Annotated in this window: 22 protein-coding genes and 1 pseudogene; 3 read left to right on the forward strand and 20 right to left on the reverse strand. The window is 40.7% G+C overall.

Annotation, left to right across the window (positions count from 1 at the left end; genetic code table 11):
* The first annotated feature begins 62 nt into the window (after nt 1-62).
* Complete coding sequence (locus D4T97_RS14175) at nt 63-797, forward strand: SDR family NAD(P)-dependent oxidoreductase (RefSeq protein WP_126051411.1); 735 nt, start codon at nt 63-65, stop codon at nt 795-797.
* A gap of 73 nt (nt 798-870) precedes the next feature.
* Here the strand turns inward: D4T97_RS14175 and D4T97_RS14180 are convergent, their stop codons facing one another.
* From D4T97_RS14180 to D4T97_RS14260, 17 genes are all read right to left on the reverse strand, one after another.
* Nucleotides 871-1,422: a flavodoxin family protein gene (locus D4T97_RS14180; RefSeq protein ID WP_126051412.1), complete on the reverse strand. Its 552-nt coding sequence runs from the start codon at nt 1,420-1,422 to the stop codon at nt 871-873.
* Between the two features lie 18 nt (nt 1,423-1,440).
* Nucleotides 1,441-2,382 carry a threonine ammonia-lyase gene (locus D4T97_RS14185; protein ID WP_126051413.1) on the reverse strand — a complete coding sequence of 314 codons (942 nt, stop codon included), beginning with the start codon at nt 2,380-2,382 and terminating at the stop codon, nt 1,441-1,443.
* Between the two features lie 15 nt (nt 2,383-2,397).
* Nucleotides 2,398-3,282, reverse strand: a complete 885-nt coding sequence (locus D4T97_RS14190; RefSeq protein WP_126051414.1) for a tetratricopeptide repeat protein — start codon at nt 3,280-3,282, stop codon at nt 2,398-2,400.
* Between the two features lie 13 nt (nt 3,283-3,295).
* Nucleotides 3,296-4,240 carry an ATP-binding protein gene (locus D4T97_RS14195; RefSeq protein ID WP_126051415.1) on the reverse strand — a complete coding sequence of 315 codons (945 nt, stop codon included), beginning with the start codon at nt 4,238-4,240 and terminating at the stop codon, nt 3,296-3,298.
* A gap of 17 nt (nt 4,241-4,257) precedes the next feature.
* Complete coding sequence (locus tag D4T97_RS14200; protein WP_126051416.1) at nt 4,258-4,563, reverse strand: hypothetical protein; 306 nt, start codon at nt 4,561-4,563, stop codon at nt 4,258-4,260.
* Nucleotides 4,564-4,714: 151 nt separating this feature from the next.
* Nucleotides 4,715-5,458, reverse strand: a complete 744-nt coding sequence (gene fabG / locus D4T97_RS14205) for a 3-oxoacyl-ACP reductase FabG (RefSeq protein WP_126051417.1) — start codon at nt 5,456-5,458, stop codon at nt 4,715-4,717.
* A 16-nt stretch (nt 5,459-5,474) separates the two neighbouring features.
* A complete protein-coding gene (gene phaZ, locus D4T97_RS14210; protein ID WP_235872260.1) occupies nt 5,475-6,374 on the reverse strand; it encodes an intracellular short-chain-length polyhydroxyalkanoate depolymerase in 900 nt (299 codons plus the stop codon).
* Nucleotides 6,375-6,440: 66 nt separating this feature from the next.
* A complete protein-coding gene (locus D4T97_RS14215; protein WP_126051419.1) occupies nt 6,441-7,457 on the reverse strand; it encodes a branched-chain amino acid ABC transporter permease in 1,017 nt (338 codons plus the stop codon).
* 8 nt (nt 7,458-7,465) lie between these two features.
* Nucleotides 7,466-8,326: a branched-chain amino acid ABC transporter permease gene (locus D4T97_RS14220; RefSeq protein WP_126051420.1), complete on the reverse strand. Its 861-nt coding sequence runs from the start codon at nt 8,324-8,326 to the stop codon at nt 7,466-7,468.
* A 12-nt stretch (nt 8,327-8,338) separates the two neighbouring features.
* Nucleotides 8,339-9,046, reverse strand: coding sequence for an ABC transporter ATP-binding protein (locus tag D4T97_RS14225; protein ID WP_126051421.1), 708 nt, complete (start codon nt 9,044-9,046; stop codon nt 8,339-8,341).
* Nucleotides 9,030-9,797, reverse strand: a complete 768-nt coding sequence (locus D4T97_RS14230) for an ABC transporter ATP-binding protein (RefSeq protein WP_126051422.1) — start codon at nt 9,795-9,797, stop codon at nt 9,030-9,032. The genes D4T97_RS14225 and D4T97_RS14230 overlap by 17 nt, the downstream gene beginning before the upstream one ends.
* Nucleotides 9,798-9,871: 74 nt before the next feature.
* Nucleotides 9,872-11,083 carry a substrate-binding domain-containing protein gene (locus tag D4T97_RS14235; protein ID WP_408021614.1) on the reverse strand — a complete coding sequence of 404 codons (1,212 nt, stop codon included), beginning with the start codon at nt 11,081-11,083 and terminating at the stop codon, nt 9,872-9,874.
* A 43-nt stretch (nt 11,084-11,126) separates the two neighbouring features.
* Nucleotides 11,127-12,125, reverse strand: coding sequence for a 3-oxoacyl-ACP synthase (locus tag D4T97_RS14240; RefSeq protein ID WP_126051423.1), 999 nt, complete (start codon nt 12,123-12,125; stop codon nt 11,127-11,129).
* Nucleotides 12,122-12,538, reverse strand: coding sequence for a MaoC family dehydratase (locus tag D4T97_RS14245; protein WP_126051424.1), 417 nt, complete (start codon nt 12,536-12,538; stop codon nt 12,122-12,124). Before D4T97_RS14245 ends, D4T97_RS14240 begins: the two co-directional genes overlap by 4 nt.
* Nucleotides 12,539-14,038 (reverse strand): o-succinylbenzoate--CoA ligase, encoded by a 1,500-nt coding sequence (menE, locus tag D4T97_RS14250; protein WP_126051425.1) that lies wholly within the window; start codon nt 14,036-14,038, stop codon nt 12,539-12,541.
* A 1-nt stretch (nt 14,039) separates the two neighbouring features.
* Complete coding sequence (locus D4T97_RS14255; protein WP_126051426.1) at nt 14,040-14,645, reverse strand: TetR/AcrR family transcriptional regulator; 606 nt, start codon at nt 14,643-14,645, stop codon at nt 14,040-14,042.
* A gap of 107 nt (nt 14,646-14,752) precedes the next feature.
* Entirely contained in the window at nt 14,753-15,388 is a 636-nt protein-coding gene (locus D4T97_RS14260; protein ID WP_126051427.1) for a phosphatase PAP2 family protein, read from the reverse strand.
* Nucleotides 15,389-15,696: 308 nt separating this feature from the next.
* Between D4T97_RS14260 and D4T97_RS14265 the strand changes: the two genes are divergently transcribed.
* On the forward strand, nt 15,697-16,599 hold the full coding sequence (locus tag D4T97_RS14265; protein WP_126051428.1) for a DMT family transporter: 903 nt from the start codon (nt 15,697-15,699) through the stop codon (nt 16,597-16,599).
* Nucleotides 16,600-16,690: 91 nt separating this feature from the next.
* A complete protein-coding gene (locus tag D4T97_RS14270) occupies nt 16,691-17,320 on the forward strand; it encodes an aspartate/glutamate racemase family protein (RefSeq protein WP_235872261.1) in 630 nt (209 codons plus the stop codon).
* Nucleotides 17,321-17,361: 41 nt separating this feature from the next.
* Here D4T97_RS14270 and D4T97_RS14275 read toward each other — a convergent pair whose 3' ends face one another.
* The 3 genes and pseudogenes from D4T97_RS14275 to hpaB form a co-directional block, all read right to left on the reverse strand.
* Complete coding sequence (locus D4T97_RS14275; RefSeq protein ID WP_126051429.1) at nt 17,362-18,858, reverse strand: aminotransferase class I/II-fold pyridoxal phosphate-dependent enzyme; 1,497 nt, start codon at nt 18,856-18,858, stop codon at nt 17,362-17,364.
* 40 nt (nt 18,859-18,898) lie between these two features.
* Nucleotides 18,899-19,522 carry a GNAT family N-acetyltransferase gene (locus tag D4T97_RS14280; RefSeq protein ID WP_126051430.1) on the reverse strand — a complete coding sequence of 208 codons (624 nt, stop codon included), beginning with the start codon at nt 19,520-19,522 and terminating at the stop codon, nt 18,899-18,901.
* A 152-nt stretch (nt 19,523-19,674) separates the two neighbouring features.
* Nucleotides 19,675-21,110: pseudogene (gene hpaB, locus D4T97_RS14285) on the reverse strand (4-hydroxyphenylacetate 3-monooxygenase, oxygenase component).
* Nucleotides 21,111-21,191 lie beyond the last annotated feature (81 nt).

Below are 21,191 nucleotides of genomic sequence, written 5' to 3' on the forward strand. Positions count from 1 at the left end.
TTTAGGTAAAAGGCACTTGGGTAATATTGTAAAAAAGACTCATTTAAAATGGAGGAAATATCATGGCTCGTTTGAAGGATAAGATCACAATAATTACCGGCGGGGCATCAGGGATGGGCGCCGCCATGGCCAAATTGTTTGCAAGTGAAGGAGCCACCGTAATTGCCGCTGATATCAACAAGGATAATCTGGCAAAAATCGCGGAAATCGGCAATGTAGAAGGGATGAACCTGGACGTCTCATCCGATGTTAATTGGGCGGAAGTAACGAAAGCTGTATATGATAAATATGGACGCATAGATATTTTGATAAATAATGCAGGTATCTCATCTGAAAAATCACCAGATCAGATTACTGAAGATGATTGGTGTCTTTTACATAAGATTAATTCTTTTGGCCCATTCCTTGGGATAAAACATGTATCGAAGTATATGAAGGAAGCAAGGAAAGGCTCGATAGTCAATACGTCCTCTTATACTGCTATCATTGGTTCCGGTTTTAATCATTACTCTGCATCGAAAGGTTCATTAAGGGCTATAGCACGAGCAGCAGCGGCAGATTTGGGACAATTCAACGTTCGGGTGAATACGGTGTTTCCAGGGGTGGTTGAAACACCAATGGTAGCAAAGCTGACGGAGTATAAAGAAGCAATGGACGCGCTCGTTCGCGCCACGCCCATGCAGCGTTTGGGACAGCCTGAGGAAGTCGCCAATGCCATCTTATTCCTGGCCTCTGATGAAGCATCCTACATAACGGGTGCAGAATTGGTCATTGACGGAGGTTACTCCGCTCGGTAATTTCCTAATATAAAAAATCCACTTGACCTGTGACTGTCAGTTCAAGTGGATTTCTTTTTTATTAGATCTACGCCTAAACAGTTTCTTTAAGTAGCTCATTTAATTTTTTTGCAGATAGCATTGCTATCTCATCCTGTAACACATCTTCCGGCTTATTACCTGCTCCGATAATATACCCTCCAAAGGACATGCTGACGAATTGAAAAATCCAGCGAAATTGATCAATCATGGCCAAACCTTTCATGTGGGGATCATCACCGCCAACTGCAATTACATACGATTTTTTCCTGCTCATATTTTCCTTGAAATCTGGAAAGCTTGAATCTCTTAATGTTTGTGACCAACGGTCGATAAAATTCTTCATTAAACCAGACATACTGTACCAGTAAATAGGTGTTGAAAAAATAATAATTTCACTTTCATCAACCTGTTTAATAATGGCGTTGTAATCGTCATCTACATCATCAAATCCACTTTCCTCATGGCGCCCATCCACAATTGGCTTAATGATAAAGTCACGCAGATAAATTTCCGTTGCGTCCAAACCGTCAATCGCCCTTTTTGTCAAAAGTTCGGTATTGCTTGTTGTTCTACTGCTGCCGTACAACACAGTAATTTTCGCCATGAAATCCCCACTCTCTTTTTATTTTAATAGTTGGGGAATGATCTCCGTATCTACATTCCCTCCTGAAATTAACGCAACAATTCGTTTTCCTTCGGGCTTTCTCTTCATGGCTCCTGCCGCTGAAACCGCACCTGAAGGTTCAATCAGCTGTTTCATCCGCGTCAATATATATGTAAAAGAATTCATAATTTCTTGCTCCTCAACCAAGACAATATCGTCCACATATCGCTGGACAACAGGAAAAGTCAACTCACCCGGTATGGAGGTCCTTAATCCGTCTGCAATTGTATCGTTGGCGCCGATATTGATTCTTTTCCCTTCCTTAAAAGACAAATATGTATCATTAGCAATGGCGGGTTCCACTCCGATAACTCGAATCCGCGGGTTTGATTCTTTAATGGCAGTGGCAATGCCAGAAATTAATCCGCCTCCCCCAATTGGAATATATACCTCATCAATTCCATCAAGTTGGTCCAGGATTTCCAAGCCTGCTGTGCCTTGGCCAGCCATGATGAAAGGATCATCGTAAGGGGGGATAAATACAGCATTATTCTCTTCACTAATTTTTTTAGCTCTTTCGATTCGTTCTTCTGAAGTGGTCCCACAAAATTCGAGATTACCATTATACGCTTGGATTGCATTTTTTTTGCATGCTGCTGCGTTTTCAGGAACGACAATTGTAGAAGTAATTCCAAGTTGATTGGCTATGTACGCCACGGCCTGCCCGTGGTTACCCGATGATGCAGCAATCACATGTTGGGTATTTTTCTGAGCCTCATAGATAACTTTGTTGGAAGCGCCGCGGATTTTAAACGCACCCGTCTTTTGTAAATGCTCACACTTGAAAAACAAATCATTGCCAATGTCTTTTGCAATTGTTTCTGAACTCATCATTGGAGTCATTTTAACAATGTCACCAATTCTTTCCCGGGCTTCTCGTATTAGGCGTAAATCAATCATACAGATCATCTCCCTCTATTTATTCTTTATATTTCTTACAAATACCTTCCCGAACACTTTATAATTTACAATCAATTTGGTGCTCCAATGCGCTGCCGCGTAAATGATGATAAACAAAAGGACAAGGGGCTTGAAAACGATCCATAAAAATATCCACAGTAACAAGGCAACCCATGGCCTGAATTTTGAAAACATTTTGGAAGGCAACAGTACAAGTCGGTAAAATTTATATTGCTTCTGTAAAATTTCAAGATACTCATTGCGGGTTTGCGGATTATCAGGATCCAGACGAACTGCATTCTCCAAAAAAGTGAGCGCTTTTTCATGGTCGTCCCTATGATCAGCTGCCCAGGCCAAGTATAAAAAGATTAATGGATTATCCGGCTCTAATTCAAGTGATTGTTTTTCCGTCTCAACTGAAAGTTCCTTATTTCCGAGCAGGCTTTGAACATAACTGTAATTGGCAATATAAAGTGCATTATAGGAATCCAATCGTAAAGCATCTTCGAAACACTTCTCCGCCTGCCTGAACTTTCCTTGTTGATTATATATATTCCCATCCAAAAAATAATAATAACTGTTGTCTGGAAAGAGACTGATTGCTTCTTCGATTGCTTTTCTGGCAGCCTTCCAATCCTGTTGGGTATAAAGGGTGCCTGCCCTGACTTCCCAAGCCAACGGATTCTCCGGATCCATTTTCAGTGCTTCTTGGGACCAATGCAGGGCTTTCTTATATTCGTCCATTTCCAAATATATTTTTCCTAATAATGCAAACCCATCCGGATCTTCCGGGTACATTTGTATGTAGGCTTCCGCTTCATTGATGGAATCTTGATACCGATTCCAGTCCAAAAGCTGGACAACTCTTTCAAACTGGGAGTATTGAACACTTTCATTCAATGGAATTCACTTCCTATCGAATCTTATTTTCTTTAATATAATCCAATACTTGCTGGTAATCTCTATTTACATCGCTGAAGGTCGCATAGTTTTTAGCTGTGGAAAACCACTCCAATGTAGTCGGCTGGCGGCCTTTTAGGGCCTTGTTAATATCATTGTCTGTCAGTGGCTGCAATTCCCCTGTTTCCAGTGAACGCTGGAGCGCGGATTCGATTGCGTCGTTTACAAGCTGTTCCAAGTCAGCACCTGAGAAGTGCGGTGATCTATTTGCAACCTTTCTAAAGTTCAATGTTGTTTGAGGCTTATCCTTCGTCTTTATTTGTAAAATCAGTTCTCTTTCCTGCTCGCTTGGAGGTGGAATAAAAATTAACTGGTTAAACCGCCCGGGTCTTCTTAACGCAGGATCCAAATACCATGGTGTGTTTGTGGCACCAATGACATACACTCCATGGTTGTGGGAGCTTAGGCCGTCCATTTCCAGCAGCAATTGATTGACAAGCATCCTTTCATGGTGATGCCTCATATTTTGCCTGCTGCCGCCTAGTGCATCAAGCTCATCAATGAATAGGACACACGGTTTCTGTTCACGAGCCTCTTCAAAAAAATCATGAAGATTATGTTCGCTTTGTCCTACATACATCGATAAAATCGCTTGCAGCTCCATGTGTAAAAAGTTTGCATTAATCTCCCCTGCAATCGCCTTTGCCAGAAAAGTTTTACCGCAACCCGGAGGTCCGTATAAGAGCAGGCTGCCCCCAGCTTCTTTTCCGTATGCTTTAAAGAATTCAGGATTTTGCAACGGCAAAATAAAGTTCATCCTTATTTTCTTTTTTACTTCTTCCAACCCGCCAACGTCATCAAAAGTTTCCTGTGGCTGCATTGATTCAACAAGCGTCCGTTTATCCTTATCAAATTGAATGACTTTAAGCTTGTTCTTTTTCTCTTCGTTATTTGACATGCTTTTGGGCTTCCCCCTTATTTATTTCCGGATATCTTCTGCATTTCTTCTGTTACAATGAAGGCCAGATCTTCATTGCCAAACAAAGAAAGAACCCCTAATAATGTGTCGGTTGGTATATCCCCGGCCTCTTCCTTTGGAACAGTCAGTTCCATCGCTTCAGTCAATGATTGATTTTTATTTTGGTTCGGATAGGCCTTTCTATATAAAGTCTCAGGATTCAAGTCATGATTGATACACCATTGGGCAAATATAAGTATCATCATCTTCTCATCTTTGCGGTAACTGTCGATTATTTTCTTTTCCAACTCGTTTGAACTCATGGTACTGCTCCTTATCATATATATTGATATTTATCATAAAAAAGGGGAGCAAGTAGTGATTGATATGCTCCCCCTTTAAATTAATATTAGATTATTGTTCTTACCGATTCAATCATTGTTAATTATTTTCAAACAATATGCCCGCGAGTTTTTACATGACAATGCCGCCGTCCACATGAAGTGCATGCCCATTAATATAATCAGACTCATCGGATGCAAGAAATAAATATGCATTTGCTATATCCTCTGGGTTTGCAAGACGCTGCAATGGGATTTGCTGCTTCAACTGATCAATCACTTTTTCTGGAACTGTTTCGACCATACTTGTTTCTGTAAATCCGGGTACAACCGTATTCACATTGATACCCTTGCGCCCCAGCTCTTTTGCCCAGCTTTTTGTCATTCCTATGATCCCAGCTTTTGCAGCAGCATAATTTGTCTGTCCAACATTTCCATAAACGCCGGAGACTGAGGATGTATTTATTATCTTTCCTTTTTGTTGTTGGAGCATTGCCGGTATTACTGCCTGGGTGCAGTGGAATACACCGGTGAGATTTACATCAATTACTTGCTGGAACTGATCCTTTGTCATTTTCCGCAGCATTGCATCCCTCGTAATCCCTGCATTATTCACCAAAATATCAATCTTTCCGAATTCGGCAATCACTTGAGCTGCCATGGCATCAACAGTTGCACGGTCCGCTACATTGACTTGGAAAAATTTGCATTCCAATCCTTGATTCAAAAGTTCTTGTTCACATTCTTTTCCTCTTGCTTCATCATAGTCACAAATAATCACCTTTGCTCCCTCTGAAGCAAACTTTTTGGCAGCTTCAAAACCGATACCATTTGCGGCCCCTGTAATGATCGCAACCTTTTCAAGCAATCTATGCATATTAAAATCTCCTTTTTTAATCATTAACATTGGTCATTAAAGAAGACACCTGTTTATTCGAAAGGAAGCTCTCCATAATAGCTATGAGCTGATGGGGGGAGTCCACCATCGGGGCATGTCCGCACCCCGTTAATTTAATACTTTCCGCTTGATCGCCAAAATCTTCAATTAACTCATTGGTCATTTCTTTCGTTACAACAAGATCGTTTTCTCCCCAGGCAATCAATACAGGAATATTGATATGCTTTAACTTGTCTTCCCCAGCAACAAGCCCATTATGAAATGAGCTTATATTGAATGTATTCAGCGCGTGGTAACACTCGGCCAAATTCCTTTGCGCAGTCATATCCTCCAAGTGTTTGAGATACGTTTTTGCATCAGGCTGCTGTTGGTTATAAATGAGTGTATCCCACAGCTGCTTTAAAAAAGCAAAGTCCGATTTGTCATAGGCTGCTTGAATCATCCTTGTTTTAATGTCATCCAATATGTCTGTATAGGAACTGATCCGTTTAGAAAGGTCGGGCTTACCATTTTTTCTTGTGGCATGATGCGGATAACCCCTTGATGAGGCGGAAGTCAAAAGGAAAAGCATATTGCAAAAGCCCTGATAATCCGAGCAGAACTGTTGGCAAACTGCCCCACCAAGCGACCATCCGACAAGTGCGAAATTTTTAATGGAAAGTCCGTCTACAAACATCTTTAAATCATCCGAGAAATCTTTAATTGAGGTAACTTTTTTATGGTAGGTTGATTGGCCGAAGCCTCGTAAATCAACGGCATATACTTTGTATTCTGGTGACAGGTCGCGGATAACCGGCTCCCAATGGATTGATGACGTCATATTCCCATGGACCAATATGATAGTATTCTGGCCTCCTTCACGTTCCCGATAAGCCAATTTTTCACCATTTGGCAACAGTGCTTCCTTTATAAAAACATTTGCTATGGTAACTCCCCCCTTTTATCAATAACCCTTAAAACGTCATGCACTCTTTTTTCCTTGCCTACCGGATTTGTTCACCCTGGGAAGGTGGGCTCTTTGTTTGCGGTTTATCAGCTTCGACTGGATTGTTCCCACGATTCCCTTCGGGAAGAAGATAACAACCAATATATACACCGTCCCATATAAGATGATCCAGCGTTCAAAAAGCCAATGAACATCGGACAATCCTGATAACCAGTGGTGGGCAAACTCAACTAGACCGGCTCCAATGATCGGGCCAATTAATGTGCCTACTCCGCCTATGATTGTCATTAATAAGACATCAATCGTAAATTCTGTTGCAAACACACTCGTATCGACGAATCGAATGGATAACATATATAACACTCCGGAAAAGCTGGCAACAACACCGGATACAATGCTGACAATCACCTTGTAATGCACCACATGTAAGCCCAGTGACTGTACGCGCTCTTCATTTTCGCGGATTGCCATTACCACTCTGCCAAAAGGGGATTTCGTCAATCGTCTCAGTCCGAAAAACAGCAGGATAAACAAGGTTAAACTTACAAAATATAATATTTGCGAATCCCGAAGAATTTCCGGGATTCGAAAGGTAAAACCGTCGTTTCCTCCTGTTAGCGATGTCCATTTTTCCGCGGCTACCAAAAATAATCCGGCAAGCGCGAGTGTAAGCATCGCATAAAAATGGCTACGTAGTCTTAATGTCAATATTCCCACTATTAAACTCACAAATGCAGACAATGCTATAGCAATAATAATAGCCATAAACAAAGCTCCCAATCCCGTTTCAAAGCGGCTTAACATGATCGCAGTCGAATAAGCACCAATTCCAAAAAACATCACATGCCCAAATGAAATGATCCCGGTAAACCCCAGCAAGAGATCGTAACTCATGGCAAAAATGGCAAATATGAAAATTTGAATGATAAGAAACTGCATGCTTCTTCCAGTTACAAACAAAGGAACCATAAACAATGCAAGTGAAATGGCCACGTAGAGCCATGTCGATCTTTCAACGTTGCTTAATTTCATTTATTGATTCACCCCTTCACAGTGAACAGGCCCTGTGGTTTGAAGATAAGTACGGCAACCATCAACAGCATATTTGTAGCCAAAGACAGGGCCGGGACGTAATATGCCATAAATGCCTGAGTCAAGCCAACTAATATGGCTGCTAGAAGTGACCCCTTGAAACTGCCCATTCCTCCAATAACTACGACGATAAATGCCAAAATAGCAAATTCGAGCCCCATTTCCGCATAGATGACTCCGGAATAAGGTGCATGTAAAATACCGCTGAGTGCCGCGATTGCGGCACCAACCATGAAGACAAGCATGAAGACAACCTTAATGTTGATTCCAAGCGCCTCTACCATCTCCCTGTCCATGACTCCCGCGCGTACAATTAAACCGATTCTTGTGTTTTTTAAAATGTAGGAAAAAGCAAAGAAGACAAGCAGACCGAGGATGATAATAAATAATCGGTATTTGATCAGGACGATATCACCGATGACAAAACTTCCTTCCAAAACCTTTGGGGCCGCAACAGCTTTTTGATTTGGACCAAAGACCACTTTGATCAATTCCTGCAGAACGAGCATAAACCCCAACGTAATTAAAATCTGCTGAATAAGATTGCCGTATACAGGCCTGATGATCAATTTTTCGGTGAACAGACCAAGCAGAAGCCCCGTGCCTATGGATGCGAGGATTGCTAAAATAAAGCTGTTGGAAGCATGATAAACCCATACGCCGCTGAATGCTCCCCAAATAAACAATCCGCCGTGCGCAAAATTGAGTACATTCATTAATCCGAATATGAGAGTCAGACCCGCAGCAAGGAGGAATATTAACATGCCGGTTGCCAGGCCATTAATTGCCAAGCTGATGATTAAGTCCATGACCTCCACCTCCTATGCAATTCCCAGGTATTTTTGCATCAATGCTTTATCACTTTTTAACTCTTCCATATCTCCGTGATGAATAGTTCGGCCATCGTCAATGATATAAAAATGATCCCCAATCCCGCTTGCCATCAAAAAGTTTTGTTCGACCAGTACAATCGTCGTCGTTTCTTTCATCTGTTGGATGGATTCCATCACTTTTTCCACAATAATTGGTGCCAATCCTTTACTAGGCTCATCTATGAGCAATAGCTCATTTTCGTTCACATACGCCCTCGCAATTGCAAGCATTTGTTTTTGTCCGCCGCTTAATGTTCCGCCGAGTTTATTCCAAAATTTCTTTAAATCAGGAAACAGGTCCAATATCCAATTCAGCCGCTTTTGTGTTTCCTCATCCTCTTTTTTTATTGCCACACGCATATTTTCACCAACCGTCAAATCACCAAAAATCCCCTGGTCTTCTGGTACATAGCCGATTCCTTTATTTGCAATGACATAGGGACGTAAATTCCCGACTTCCTCATGATTGAATTTAATGCTTCCTTTGGATAACGGATTTAGCCCCATGATTGTCCGCAAAGTGGTAGTTTTTCCAGCACCATTCCTACCGAGCAGTACTGTTACTTCACCTTTTGGAACATCGAAGGTTATATCGTGTAAAATATGATATTGCTGAATAAAAGACTCTACGTTTTCAAGCTTAAGTAAGCTGTTCATTGTACATGCCCCCCAAATAGGCAGATTGGACAGTTTCATTTGCCACAATTTCCTTCGGTGTCCCTGTCGCCAGCAATTTACCATGAAACAGTACGAACACTTCATCAGATAAGTCCATGATCATATCCATTTTGTGTTCAATCAAAACTATTGTCCTGTTCTCTTCTTCTTTTATCTGCCTGATCACGTCAATAATCCCGGGAACTTCCTCCAACGACATGCCAGCTGTCGGTTCATCCAATAATAAAACCTCAGTTTCGAGTGCCAGCAGCATGGCGATTTCAAGCTTTCTTTTTTCACCGTGTGCAAGATTGACAGTTTTTGAATCAGCCTTATCTTCCAGGAACACTTTCTTTAAAAGCTCATATGCTTTTTCTTCAAACTTTCTGTAATACAAATAATGCAAAAACATTTGGTACCTTACTTTGGACTGTGCCTGAACAGCTAGCCTGACGTTCTCCAAAACTGTCAGATTCGGAAAAACATTGGTTATTTGAAAAGACCTGCCAATTCCCAACCGCGTTCTATCAGCTGTGGAAAATTTTTTAATGTCGGCACCTTTTAAATAGATAGAACCGTTGGTTGGGGTCAATTGTCCGCTGATTAAGTTGAAGAATGTCGTTTTGCCTGCACCATTTGGTCCAATGATCGAGGTGAACTTTTTTTCTTGAATTTGAACGGAAACCCGATTAACGGCCCTATGCCCCCCAAAGGCTATTGACAAGTCCTTAGTTTCCAAAATTGCTGGCATTGTCCTCCCCCTTTTATTGCAATCCTTGCCCTTTATATAAAAGGGCAAGGATATTTTGTATCATCACAAATGAATTATTTATTCATAATTGGCGGTGCTGTCTCGTCAGGGGATAGCTCACGCACTAATTTCGGAACGGGATAATCGTGATCATCGCTTTCCTCCAAAGTGACCGCATATAATGTCTGTAGTGCCTGATGGTCATCCGGCCGAAATGTCATTGTCCCTTTAGGAGTTTCAAATGACATACCTTCCATGACCTCTATGAGTTTTTCCGCATGAGCATCTCCTTCTGTCAGCTTTAGAGCTTCCACAATTGCAATGGCGGCACTCATTCCACCTGGAGTAAATAAATCCGGAACAGCTCCATCGAACTTTTCTTTATGCTTATCAACAAGCCAATCATTCACTCCATTATCTGGAAGTGTGTGATAATAAACTGTAAATCCCTCCATCCCTACTAAAGGAATCATGGTTGGAAGTGTTGCGATATCTGCAACTCCTGTTGAGATTTTAATCCCTTTTTCTTGAACTTTCATATCATTGATTTGATTCCATGGTGTATTGGCTCCTGCCCATACCACATACAGATAATCAGGCTTTTTATCGATGACCTTTTGGATATTGGCTGTAAAATCAGTTGCTGTCTGGTCAGCATACTCTTCATGTACAATCTCTGCCCCTAACTCTTCTGCGGCCTTTTTAAACGCCGCAATCCCTTCTCTTCCAAATGAATAATCCGGTGCCAACGTAGCAATTTTCACCCCGGGTTTTGCAATTGCAGCGGCACCAGCTACCGCATCCTGCGATGAATTACGTCCAGTCCTGAAAATGTAGTCATTGTATTCAGACCCTGTAATACTGTCAGCCACTGCCGGCTCAACAACCATGATTCTTTCATATTCTTCAGCCAGTGGCGTCACTGCAAGCGTGTCCCCTGAACTTGATGAGCCTACTAGAAAGTCCACTTTCTTGTCTTCCAGTAAACTCAAAGCCTTTTGCCGAGCTACTTTTGGATCTGTTTCCGTATCTTCAAAAAACACTTCAAGCTTTTTCCCTGCTACTTCCATCGTTCCATCCGTAGCATATTCCATCCCTAGTTCAAAACCTTTTTTAGTTTGGTCTCCGTAAGATTCCAGTGCACCAGTTAAAGAAGCCAAAACACCTATTTTGACCGATTCCTGTACATCCCCGCCTCCTGTTGATTCTTTCTTTCCGCATGCTGAAATAATAGAAAAAATGGATATCACGATTAATAATGAGAAGAATCTTTTTTTCATGTCCATATTAAATCCTCCCTATTTTTAATCCTTAACCGTCCGGCCACGCTTACCCAACCCATCGAATGGCTGTTGCCGCCCAAGTATAGCCGGTACCTGCTGAAACAATGACTGCTATATCATCTTTTTTTAACAAGCCTTTTTCTTGGGCCAGATGTAAACCATAGCATGGATCCAGTGCCGACATATGGCCATGTTCATTTAAATAGACTGCTTGTTCGTCTGTTAATCCAACTTTATCAAGCAACTCTTCAAACATGGACCGTTTCGTGTGAAGCGGCAAAAGAATATTCAGGTCGCTTAGCTCTTTCCCGCTCTTTTTCAATGCCAAGTCGATCACTTTAATGAAGTTTGGAATTGAAATTGGATCAAGCCGCTCTTTCATGTTTTTAGGATCAGGTACATCAATAAATTCCAGCTTCTTACTGACGACTTCCATACTGAATGGATTGACTGATCCGCCTCCCGGAATCAATACATCCTTGTAAAATGATCCGTCCGTTATAATGGAAGATGAAAGAATTTCGCTTCTAGTAGCTTTTTTGGTCACCAGCGCAGCCGCACCGCCATCGGCAAAGTTGAACATGAAGCGGGATCTCGGATTCTCATAATCTACTATCATTGATTCCTTACACCCGGCAACAAGTAAAATATTCGTCAAGCTTTCATCTGAATAAAGCATGTCTCTCGCAACTTTTACAGCAATCGGGAAACAGGAACTGACATTCATCATTTCAAACGAATAGGCGTTCGTTGTGTTCAATTCAAATTGGATTTTAGAAGAAGCAGTCCATACCTGATAGTCTTTGAAAGGACTTCCGAAATATATGATGGCGTCAATTTCTTCCGGATTGACCTTTTCCAAAATCTTCTTTGCTGCTGCAACCGCAAGGTCTGATGCATGCATATCACTCGAAGCGACCCTTTTTTCATTAATGCCGAATTTTTCTATGATAATCTGCTCGGGAATACCGGTTTGCTGTGCCAGTTCATTAGCATCAACAATTTGTTCGGGTTGATAGATGCTTGTTTCTTCAATTCCAATCATGCTCTTATCTCCTTCTCTTTAGGAAGTTTCATGACACCTTCTCCGTCAAGGACAATACTTCCGTCCTGATTCAAACATGTTGTTCTTAAAGTGACCAATCTTCTGTTATTATTCACTTCTATAATTTCAGCTTTCGCTGTAATCGTATCGCCTATAAAGACTGGTTTCGTAAATTTCAACGTTTGCGAAACATAAACCGATCCGGGGCCAGGTAATTGCATACCCAACAGTCGTGATAAAAAACTTGCAGTTAACAGGCCGTGACTGATTCGCTCTCCAAAAAATGTACCTTCAGCATACTGCCGATCCACATGGATCGGATTAAAATCGCCGCTTAGCCCCGCAAATTGAACAAGATCAGATTCGGTAATTGTTCTTGAAAATTGAGCTTTTTGTCCGACTCCAAAGTCCATTCACTTCACCCCTTGAACTTCTTTAAGCAGCTGGTTTTTATCAATTTTTCCTGTTGCATTTTTTGGTAACGCATCCATAAAAATGACTTGTTTCGGGGCTTTATAATTCGCCAGCTTCATTCTGGAATAATTAATGATTTCTGCTTCGCTGATTGACTGATTTGTAGATACAAAGGCAATAGGAACCTCTCCCCATTTCTTATCTTCTCTTCCAATTACAGCAACTTCATTTATACACTCAAGTTCATTGATCACTTGTTCAACTTCTAACGGATAAATGTTTTCACCGCCTGAAATGATCATTTCCTTTTTTCTGCCTGCAATCATGAAGAAACCATCTTCATCTTCAATCGCCAAATCACCGGAAAAAAGCCAGCCATCTCTAATAGTCTCGTTTGTTTCTTTTGGAAGTCCCCAATATTCCTTCATGACATTCGGTCCTTTTATAATCAATTCACCAATTTCACCTTTTTTGACGGGTATGCCATTCTCATCGACAATGGCAACATCACAAAACATCACTGGCTTACCAATAGTCCCAGCTTTTCTTTTATAATCTTCTTTTGATAACATAAAGACTGTGGGGGATGCTTCTGTCATACCGAAGCCTTGGCCAAAAGGCAGGCCGCGTTCTAAAAACGCATCAATCAGTTCTGTGGGACACGGTGCACCACCGCTGTAAAACCAACGCACCGATTCGAAATTGGCCGTTTCGAACAAAGAACACTTTCTGATTGAATCGTGTATGGCAGGTACTCCCATGACAATGGTCGCTTGATGATCCTCAATACAGCTGATCGTATTTTCTGCCACAAACTTTCTTGGGATAATGATTGTGCCTCCAGCCAACAGTGTTGGGAAAGCAAACAGACCGATGCCTCCAATATGGAATAAAGGCAAAAGTACCAGGGTTTTATCATATGAGGTTATATCTAGAGCAAGATGGTTATTCAGTGCGTTCCAGAACATATTTTCCTGAGTCAGTACTGCGCCTTTCGGACGTCCTGTTGTTCCTGACGTATAGCAAATGATAAACGGATCGTACTTCTTATGTTCCATAAATTTCGTAGAAGGATCTCCGACATTGCTCAAAGAAGTATCGATGTCACTACCAAAATCGTAAGCGTTTTCAAACCTGATCAGGGCGGAAAGCTCGAAGAACTGTTCCTCCAATTCTTTTTCATAAAGGATGACCTTTGATCCGCTGTCTTTTATTTGAAAAGCCAACTCTTGAGCGGATAGTCGTATGTTTAACGGTACTGCGATAAGCCCAAGCTGAGCAATCGCAAAATAAGAGATGATGTATTCCTCCCGATTTTGCGATAAAATTGCAACCCGGTCTCCCTTTTGAAGGGAAAGTCTGTTAGACAGTATGGCGGCCATCATGTCGATTTTTCGAGAAAATTCGTGGTAGGTGAACTTTGCTTTTTCACCAATCACTGCTATCCGATTTGGATTGATTGAAGCGTGCTTATGGATCCAATAAGCAATACAACCCACTTTAACCCCTCCTTTCAACGTCCAGCCCGTTAAAGATAATTTCTATCGTCTCCTCCAAAACATCCTTGGGGACTTCTGCGTCTTCCCAGTAAATCCAGCGCAATCCTATATAATGTCCGATTCCCATCATGCAATAGGCTACTGTTTCCGGATTTAATGGTTTACACTCCATTTGTGCGACTGCCTCTTCCACAGCCTTGATAAAGCCGTCAGCTAATTTTTCGTAATACCAACGATATAAATTCATATCAACGAGCACAGCCTGATGGACAATACTGTACAAGTTCCGATGTGTAATAACCCATTCAAAAAACGCTGAATAACCGGCTTTTTGCTTTTCTTTAAAAGTTGTTTTTTCATCCACTGCCTTTTTGATATGGAATCTTAGCCTGGAGCTTAACTGATAAATTAGCTCGTCATAGATCGCCTTTTTGGTGGGGAAATAATTATAAAAAGTCCCCTGGGCCACACCCGATTTTAATGTGATTTCAACAATCGATGCTTCAAAGTAACCCTTTTCCCCAAAAATCTCTTCTGCCGCGTCCAATAATTTTTGTCTGGTCTTCATTCCTTTCTTTGTTAATTGTTGCTTTGTTATTTCTGACATATGAATCACCTCTCAGTTTTGATTATACGAAATGTTAAAATAATTTACAACTTTATTTTTTCGAAAAATAAAAAAGCTTGTACATGTATGTATGCACAAACTTTTTTTTAGTGTCTTTTTCCAAAGTATTGAAACAAGCCAATAACAATAGAAAGCCAGCAGCAGCTTGCAAAGTAGCCCGCTATGACGTCGCTCGGATAATGCACACCTAAATAAATTCTGCTGGTCCCGATCATTACAATGAAAAAAGAGCCAGTTATAATTAACACAATACGCCCAATGCGTCCGGGAACATTGTTCCAAAGAAGATAGATAAGAATTCCATAGACCGCAAAAGCATTCATGGCATGCCCGCTTGGAAAGCTATAGCCGCCAATTTCAATCAACCGATGTAAATTTGGGCGAACCCGATGAAAGGATAATTTTAAAAGCTCATTTATAATAGGTGTTCCCAATAAAACAATACCGAACAACAACAGTTTGAATCGATGTTTAAAAATATATAACAAGACAAATGAAACCAGGACAAAAATTAGCATGACGATCGGAAATGATCCAATGAATGTGAAGAATTTCATGATGTTCGTCAAGAGCGGCGACTCCAAACCCTGAATAAGATGGATGATGGATTGGTCAAACGTTTCTACTTTTTTGCCCTTAACCAAAATTACCATCATGTAGAACAACAAAAAAGAAATTAAAGCAATTATTAAGGTTTTTGTATGATGACTTTCATTTACCATTTTGAATCTCCTTAGTCATTTCCTAATTATTCCAAGATGAATTACTGTCCAGCATATCTATTATATAAATATTGACGAAAAGCTGCTTACTTATGAACCTATTCGGAGAAATAACCCAGCTTTCAATTCATCAGGATTTACACTAGATTGAATTCATGATAATGGATTATAATTGTGAGAGTATCAATAATTACATATCTTTTTATTATCTCATTGTCTTCGTTTGAATGGAATCCAGGACTTTATTAGTTAATATTCCTGGCGTTTTTATTTTTAAAAAGTGAATATAAGAGAATAGAGGGATTTTGGTGGACAGGAAAGTACTTATAGCCTTCAGTATGACTGTGTTTATATGGGGATCGGCTTTTCCCGGGATAAAAGTGGGACTTCAGTCCTTCAGTCCGGAGCACCTTGCTTTGTTAAGGCTTTTAATTGCGTCTGCGGCACTCCTAGTATTTGCAGCGTTTAAAGGGATTAAATTTCCGGATGTAAGAGACATTCCTGTCATTTTGCTGCTTGGATTTTTAGGTTTTACTGTATACCACGCAGGCTTAAGCTTTGGAGAGCAAACGGTCAGTGCCGGGGTTTCAAGCCTTTTAGTATCTACCACACCGATTTTTGCCGCTATATTGGGAACAGCTTTTCTAAAAGAGAGACTGTCAAAAATTGGCTGGTTGGGTTCATTTATTGCTTTCTTTGGAGTGGCTTTAATTTCCGTAGGTACAGGTAATTCTTTCACTGCCGTCTCCTTCGGTATTATATGGATTTTAATCGCAGCATTAGGTGAAAGCTTCTTTTTCGTCTTCGAAACAAACTATATTAAGAAATATGGATTTATTAATTTTAATATTTACACAATTTTAGCGGGGACTGTGTTTATGCTGTTCTTTCTTCCAGGTTTGGGGACGGAACTTGCAAGTGCATCGACTGCTTCTACGCTGACAGTGATCTATTTAGGCCTCATACCGACAATACTGCCTTACTTTGCAATAGCCTACGTTATTTCGAAGGCCGGAGCTGCCAAAGCGACGAGCTCACTTTACCTTACACCTGCAGCAGCCCTTTTGATTTCATGGTTATGGCTCGGAGAGATACCGACTTTACTAGCACTCATAGGTGGAGCTTTAACATTAATTGGTGTTGGTTTATCAGCGGTTAAAGGTCCAAAACCCGATCAGGAATCAGTTGAACCGGCAAAAAAGGCTACTTGATAAAATAACAGGTAGAGGAAAATCTGCATCCTTCCAGAGCATTCATTTATGTTTAGTCTATAACAAGATAATAGTTTAACTGAGGTGACCCATGATGAAAGTTGCGCTGGTTTCTGCAACCAAAAATTCCATTCAGCCTATTGAGAGTGCGTTCGACCAATATGCACAAGACATTGACTATATCCATTTACTGGATTCAGAACTTTTAAACCTCATGGAAAGAGATGGATACTTGACGAACGAAATGGTCGATCGCTTTATCGACTTGTGCAGACTCGCTTTGAAATCGAATGCGGACGTCATCCAATTGACATGCTCCGCATTTAATGATGTAGTGGACTTGCTGAGGCCGATTTTCCAAGTTCCGATTTTGCGCTCCGACCAGGCAATGCTTGATAAAGCACTTCATTTTTACAGGATTGGTCTTGTATCTACTGTTAAGGAAACTCCGATCGCCCTAACAAACTATTTGAAAAGAAAGAATCCAAGAGTGAAAATCTTCTCTGAGGTAGATGATGGAGCCATTCATCTTCTTTCGAAGGGAAAACGCGAAGAACACGATTCCCGAGTTCTTACTATGATTGAAGACATCCATGATAAAGTGGATGTCATCGTTCTTTCGCAATACAGCATGGAGCACGTGGCCAGACAGATAGATATTGAGATTCCTATATTGACCGCAGCAAAAGAAACCGTACTGCATTTAAGGGCATATTCATAAATAAAAGCCGGGAACATGGTGGTATGGTCCCGGCTAAAAGTCTATTTGATCACATATAAAGTTTCCATAGTGTCATCTGAAGGGCTTTGGAAATACGCTCCCATTTCATGCAGCTGCTTAATTGTATCCACATGCCTTTTTGTTATTTCCTCACCAGGATTCAAAAGCGGAATACCCGGTGGATACGGCAGGACGGTTTCACCGCATAATGATCCGATGGAATCTTCCAGCCTTATCTTATGACGAGGCTTGTGGAAGGCCTCCTGAAGGCTCATTTTCGGCTGATATAACGTACCTTCCTCTTCGAACATGATAATATCTTTATTTTCATGAGGGATGATTGCCAGTTCCTGTAATTTTTGATCGATCACTTTAATGGCGTCTACTACTTTTTCAATATCCTCCTCATTTTCATTTAAGGAAAAAAGAAAAACGATGTTGCGCGGATCGCTGATTTCCGCCACTGCACCCTGATCGTAAAATAAATCGAATAATTGATAGCCCGATATAGCTTCGTTTTTGCTGGAGATAATCCATTTTAATGGATCCCTGCGATGAACTTCCGGGCTTCCTCCCCAAATTGAAAGTGACTTCAGTTCCAATGATAATTCTTTCCTTCTCTTTTCCAGCCTGGTAACCGTTTCTTTTAAATGATTCCGTCCATTCTCCACCAAATACCTTCGGGCAAGGTCCAATGAACCAAGAAGCAAATAAGATGGACTCGTCGATTGGATCATTCCAAGGACTCTAGCCAGCCGCTCGCGGTCTATGATATCTCCTTTTACGTGAAGCATGGACGACATATGCATGGATGTCAGCATTTTATGGGTTGATTGGATGACAATATCTGCACCCATTGATAGGGCTGAAGGTGGAACTTCGTCAACTTGGCCAAATTGTGCTCCGTGTGCTTCGTCAACAATTAATGGAATACCTGCCTGATGGCAAACTTCCGCTAAACGGGTAATATCCTGGCTCATTCCGTAATAATTAGGATTGGTAACCCAAACGCCTTTTACATCTGGATTTTCCATCAGTGCCTTCTCTATATGTGCAATATCTGAAACCATGGCCGCCTTTGTTGTCGGCTCGATGGCGGGAGCAATATAAATTGGGTGGGCCCCTGCAAACAATAAACCATTAAAAACCGACTTGTGCATGTTGCGCTGGACGAGAATTTTATCCCCTGGGCTGCACATTGTCAGTGCAATTCCTAGGTTTCCAATCGTGCTTCCGCCAACGAGAAAGAATGTCTGATCTGCACCAAAAGCATCGGCTGCCAATCTCTGTGCTTCTAAAATCGAATCGGTGGGCTGATGCAAGTCATCTATTCCTTTTATACAGGTGGCATCGATTTTTAATATATCGGAAAAATGATGTTGTGCGGCTTTATCAAATACACGGCCGTCTTTATGCCCCGGCACGTGCATAGAGGTGCGGTTTGTCTCTTCGTATAAACATAGTGCTTCATAAAGTGGGGCTTTTGTGTGGTCCATTTCGTTCACTTCTTTTTCTTTAGAAACTTTAGTAAGATTCATATTATATCCCCCATTCATCGTTGTCTATTCTACTGGTCTATTAATGATTGATCCATTCCATCAAGGTTGCATATTTTAAAGATTCATGGTCTTCCGGAAGATAATTCTCCATGACTGCGACTACATTAAAACCGTTTCTTAACTGGAAAGTAAGGACAGGATCATAAATCTTTTCTTTGATTACTTGATCTATGTATTCGTTTACAGAAAGCTTATCGGCATACTTATGAAAATTCGGGATTCGTCCTCCAAACATAATATTGTCCAGTTGATGCGTTCGGCAAATTTCTTGTCGGGCTTCATATAATTTCCTGCCCAAACCCATACCTCTGTAATCAGGGTGTACTGTTACATCAAATCCATAAAGAGTTTTCCCATTAGGGTCATGATTCCGGATAAAATTATTATCTGTAATCTCATCGAGCGAATGATTTATTCCGTATTCTTCGAAATTGACAATCAAGCTGGAACAAAAACCGACAATTCTATCTTCAACTTTGTCCTTTAGGCAAACCTGTCCTTCCGGAAAAATGCTCAGTTGGCTTTCCAACTCTTCTGGAATAAAAGCAATATCCGGGCCAAACACTAGGTTGGAAACCTGAACGATTTCTTCAATATCATCATGCCTAGTCTTTCGCAGCAGAAACTTTTCCGTTTTAGGCACGCTATCCCTCCCCTTAATCAGTAATAATATTCGATGATTGACAACGCTTTGTATTAATGATGAAAAAACCCTCTTTTCATTGAAAGAGGTGTCGTTATATCATCGGAATATAAATTGATATTATTATAATTTTTCTGTATAGTCAATTAGCATTATGAATTTAGGAAATTATTGATGTCATTTATGTTCTTATTAGGATAGTTTTTGTATAAATAGCCGGATAATCTTACCGGATCGCCAAAAAAGAATCTTTCATATTGGGTTTGTCTTGTTCCAAATGGACTCATTGTAAGATCCCATGCCAGCCGAAAAATCTTTGTCCGTTCCACGGCGGATCTGTTATATCCCTGAAGGTATTTATCAATATCTTTTCCAATATGACTTTTAAGAGCTTTTTCTGTGGGTAATGTAATCATCCCGCTCGCTCCTATCATCTGGATAATTTCACAAAAGCGGGGATAAATTTTCGGGAAAATATTAGCTGAAACTTGTAAAGGGATAAGGCTGGGGCGCATAATTCCCCATTCATCCACATTGGCATCTCTTTCCGACTTCACTAACAAAGCTTTCAATGTTTCAAGACCAATGATGATTTCTGAAAGCTTTTCATGTATATGTTGATATTCGCCAATATTAATTGTATCCACCAAAAGTTGTGCGATTCCCAGGATAAACTCTGTTTTTACTATCTGTCTTATAATCACTTGATGATATGCAAAGGAATGAAAAGAACTTTGAAGCTTGAAGTCGGTTGCCGCATCCTCATTACCGTAAAAAAATACTTTTTCCCACGGAACTAGTACATTGTCAAAGACAACAATGGAATCCATTTCTTCATATTTTGAGCTGAGAGGATGATCGAAAGCTGATTTTCCTCCCACGAATGATTCCCTGCAAATAAATTTAAGGCCTTTCGTATCTGAAGGGATTGAAAAGGCAAATGCCTCATCAGAATCAAAAAATATTCTGGGCGTGGTATAGACCAGCAATTCATCAGTCAATCCTCCCTGAGTAGCAAGCAAGCGTGCGCCTTTTATGACAATCCCCTTATTATTTTTATCGACTACCTTTGCTGAAACGGGCTCACCCGAACAGCCTAAATTAATCTGGGAACGATTGACCTGGGGGGTAATAAAGGTATGTGTAAAAGACAGGTCTTCATTCCTCGCCCTTTCATATAGGGCTTGAATATTTTCGGGAAAGCAATTTTCTTTACCTTTTAATAACTCAGCGGATGAGGCATAGCTCATAATGACAGTGTTCATATAATCAGGGCTTCTTCCGACCATTCCGTGAGTGTGCCGAGCCCAGTTTTCTATCATTTTCCTCCTTCGTTCAAGATCTTTTTTTGTTTTTGGCTGCAAGTAGGAAAGTCCAAAGGAATCTTTTTTTCCCTGGACTGAAAACGTCATTTCATTTTTTAATTGCGGTTTGTTTTGTAAATCATATAAGGATGACGTTGTTTGAATCAGCCCTTTAAAGGCATGATGCTCGGAGATCATTCCCTCTACTTTTTTCCGTCGAACCAAATCTCTGTACCCATCTGATTTATTCGGGTTATGAACCCTTTTCCGTCAATGACTCCCATTTTTACCACTCCTTAAAAGCGTGGTTTGGTTTCATTTTATTGGAAAATAAATTAGTTTATTCTTTTAATATTAAATAAGTG

The sequence above is a fragment of the Siminovitchia acidinfaciens genome (genome assembly GCF_003605385.1).
Classification (GTDB): Bacteria; Bacillota; Bacilli; order Bacillales; family Bacillaceae_C; genus Siminovitchia; species Siminovitchia acidinfaciens.

Bases quoted from the DNA above. Each gene is read 5' to 3' on its own strand.
- D4T97_RS14235 (WP_408021614.1), bottom strand. From the start codon at position 11,083: ATGGACATGAAAAAAAGATTCTTCTCATTATTAATCGTGATATCCATT.
- D4T97_RS14270 (WP_235872261.1), top strand. From the start codon at position 16,691: ATGATGAAAGTTGCGCTGGTTTCTGCAACCAAAAATTCCATTCAGCCT.
- D4T97_RS14255 (WP_126051426.1), bottom strand. From the start codon at position 14,645: ATGTCAGAAATAACAAAGCAACAATTAACAAAGAAAGGAATGAAGACC.
- D4T97_RS14200 (WP_126051416.1), bottom strand. From the start codon at position 4,563: ATGAGTTCAAACGAGTTGGAAAAGAAAATAATCGACAGTTACCGCAAA.
- D4T97_RS14245 (WP_126051424.1), bottom strand. From the start codon at position 12,538: ATGGACTTTGGAGTCGGACAAAAAGCTCAATTTTCAAGAACAATTACC.
- D4T97_RS14195 (WP_126051415.1), bottom strand. From the start codon at position 4,240: ATGTCAAATAACGAAGAGAAAAAGAACAAGCTTAAAGTCATTCAATTT.
- D4T97_RS14215 (WP_126051419.1), bottom strand. From the start codon at position 7,457: ATGAAATTAAGCAACGTTGAAAGATCGACATGGCTCTACGTGGCCATT.
- D4T97_RS14240 (WP_126051423.1), bottom strand. From the start codon at position 12,125: ATGATTGGAATTGAAGAAACAAGCATCTATCAACCCGAACAAATTGTT.
- fabG (WP_126051417.1), bottom strand. From the start codon at position 5,458: ATGCATAGATTGCTTGAAAAGGTTGCGATCATTACAGGGGCCGCAAAT.
- D4T97_RS14225 (WP_126051421.1), bottom strand. From the start codon at position 9,046: ATGAACAGCTTACTTAAGCTTGAAAACGTAGAGTCTTTTATTCAGCAA.
- D4T97_RS14260 (WP_126051427.1), bottom strand. From the start codon at position 15,388: ATGGTAAATGAAAGTCATCATACAAAAACCTTAATAATTGCTTTAATT.
- D4T97_RS14230 (WP_126051422.1), bottom strand. From the start codon at position 9,797: ATGCCAGCAATTTTGGAAACTAAGGACTTGTCAATAGCCTTTGGGGGG.
- D4T97_RS14185 (WP_126051413.1), bottom strand. From the start codon at position 2,382: ATGATTGATTTACGCCTAATACGAGAAGCCCGGGAAAGAATTGGTGAC.
- D4T97_RS14180 (WP_126051412.1), bottom strand. From the start codon at position 1,422: ATGGCGAAAATTACTGTGTTGTACGGCAGCAGTAGAACAACAAGCAAT.
- D4T97_RS14220 (WP_126051420.1), bottom strand. From the start codon at position 8,326: ATGGACTTAATCATCAGCTTGGCAATTAATGGCCTGGCAACCGGCATG.
- D4T97_RS14275 (WP_126051429.1), bottom strand. From the start codon at position 18,858: ATGAATCTTACTAAAGTTTCTAAAGAAAAAGAAGTGAACGAAATGGAC.
- D4T97_RS14175 (WP_126051411.1), top strand. From the start codon at position 63: ATGGCTCGTTTGAAGGATAAGATCACAATAATTACCGGCGGGGCATCA.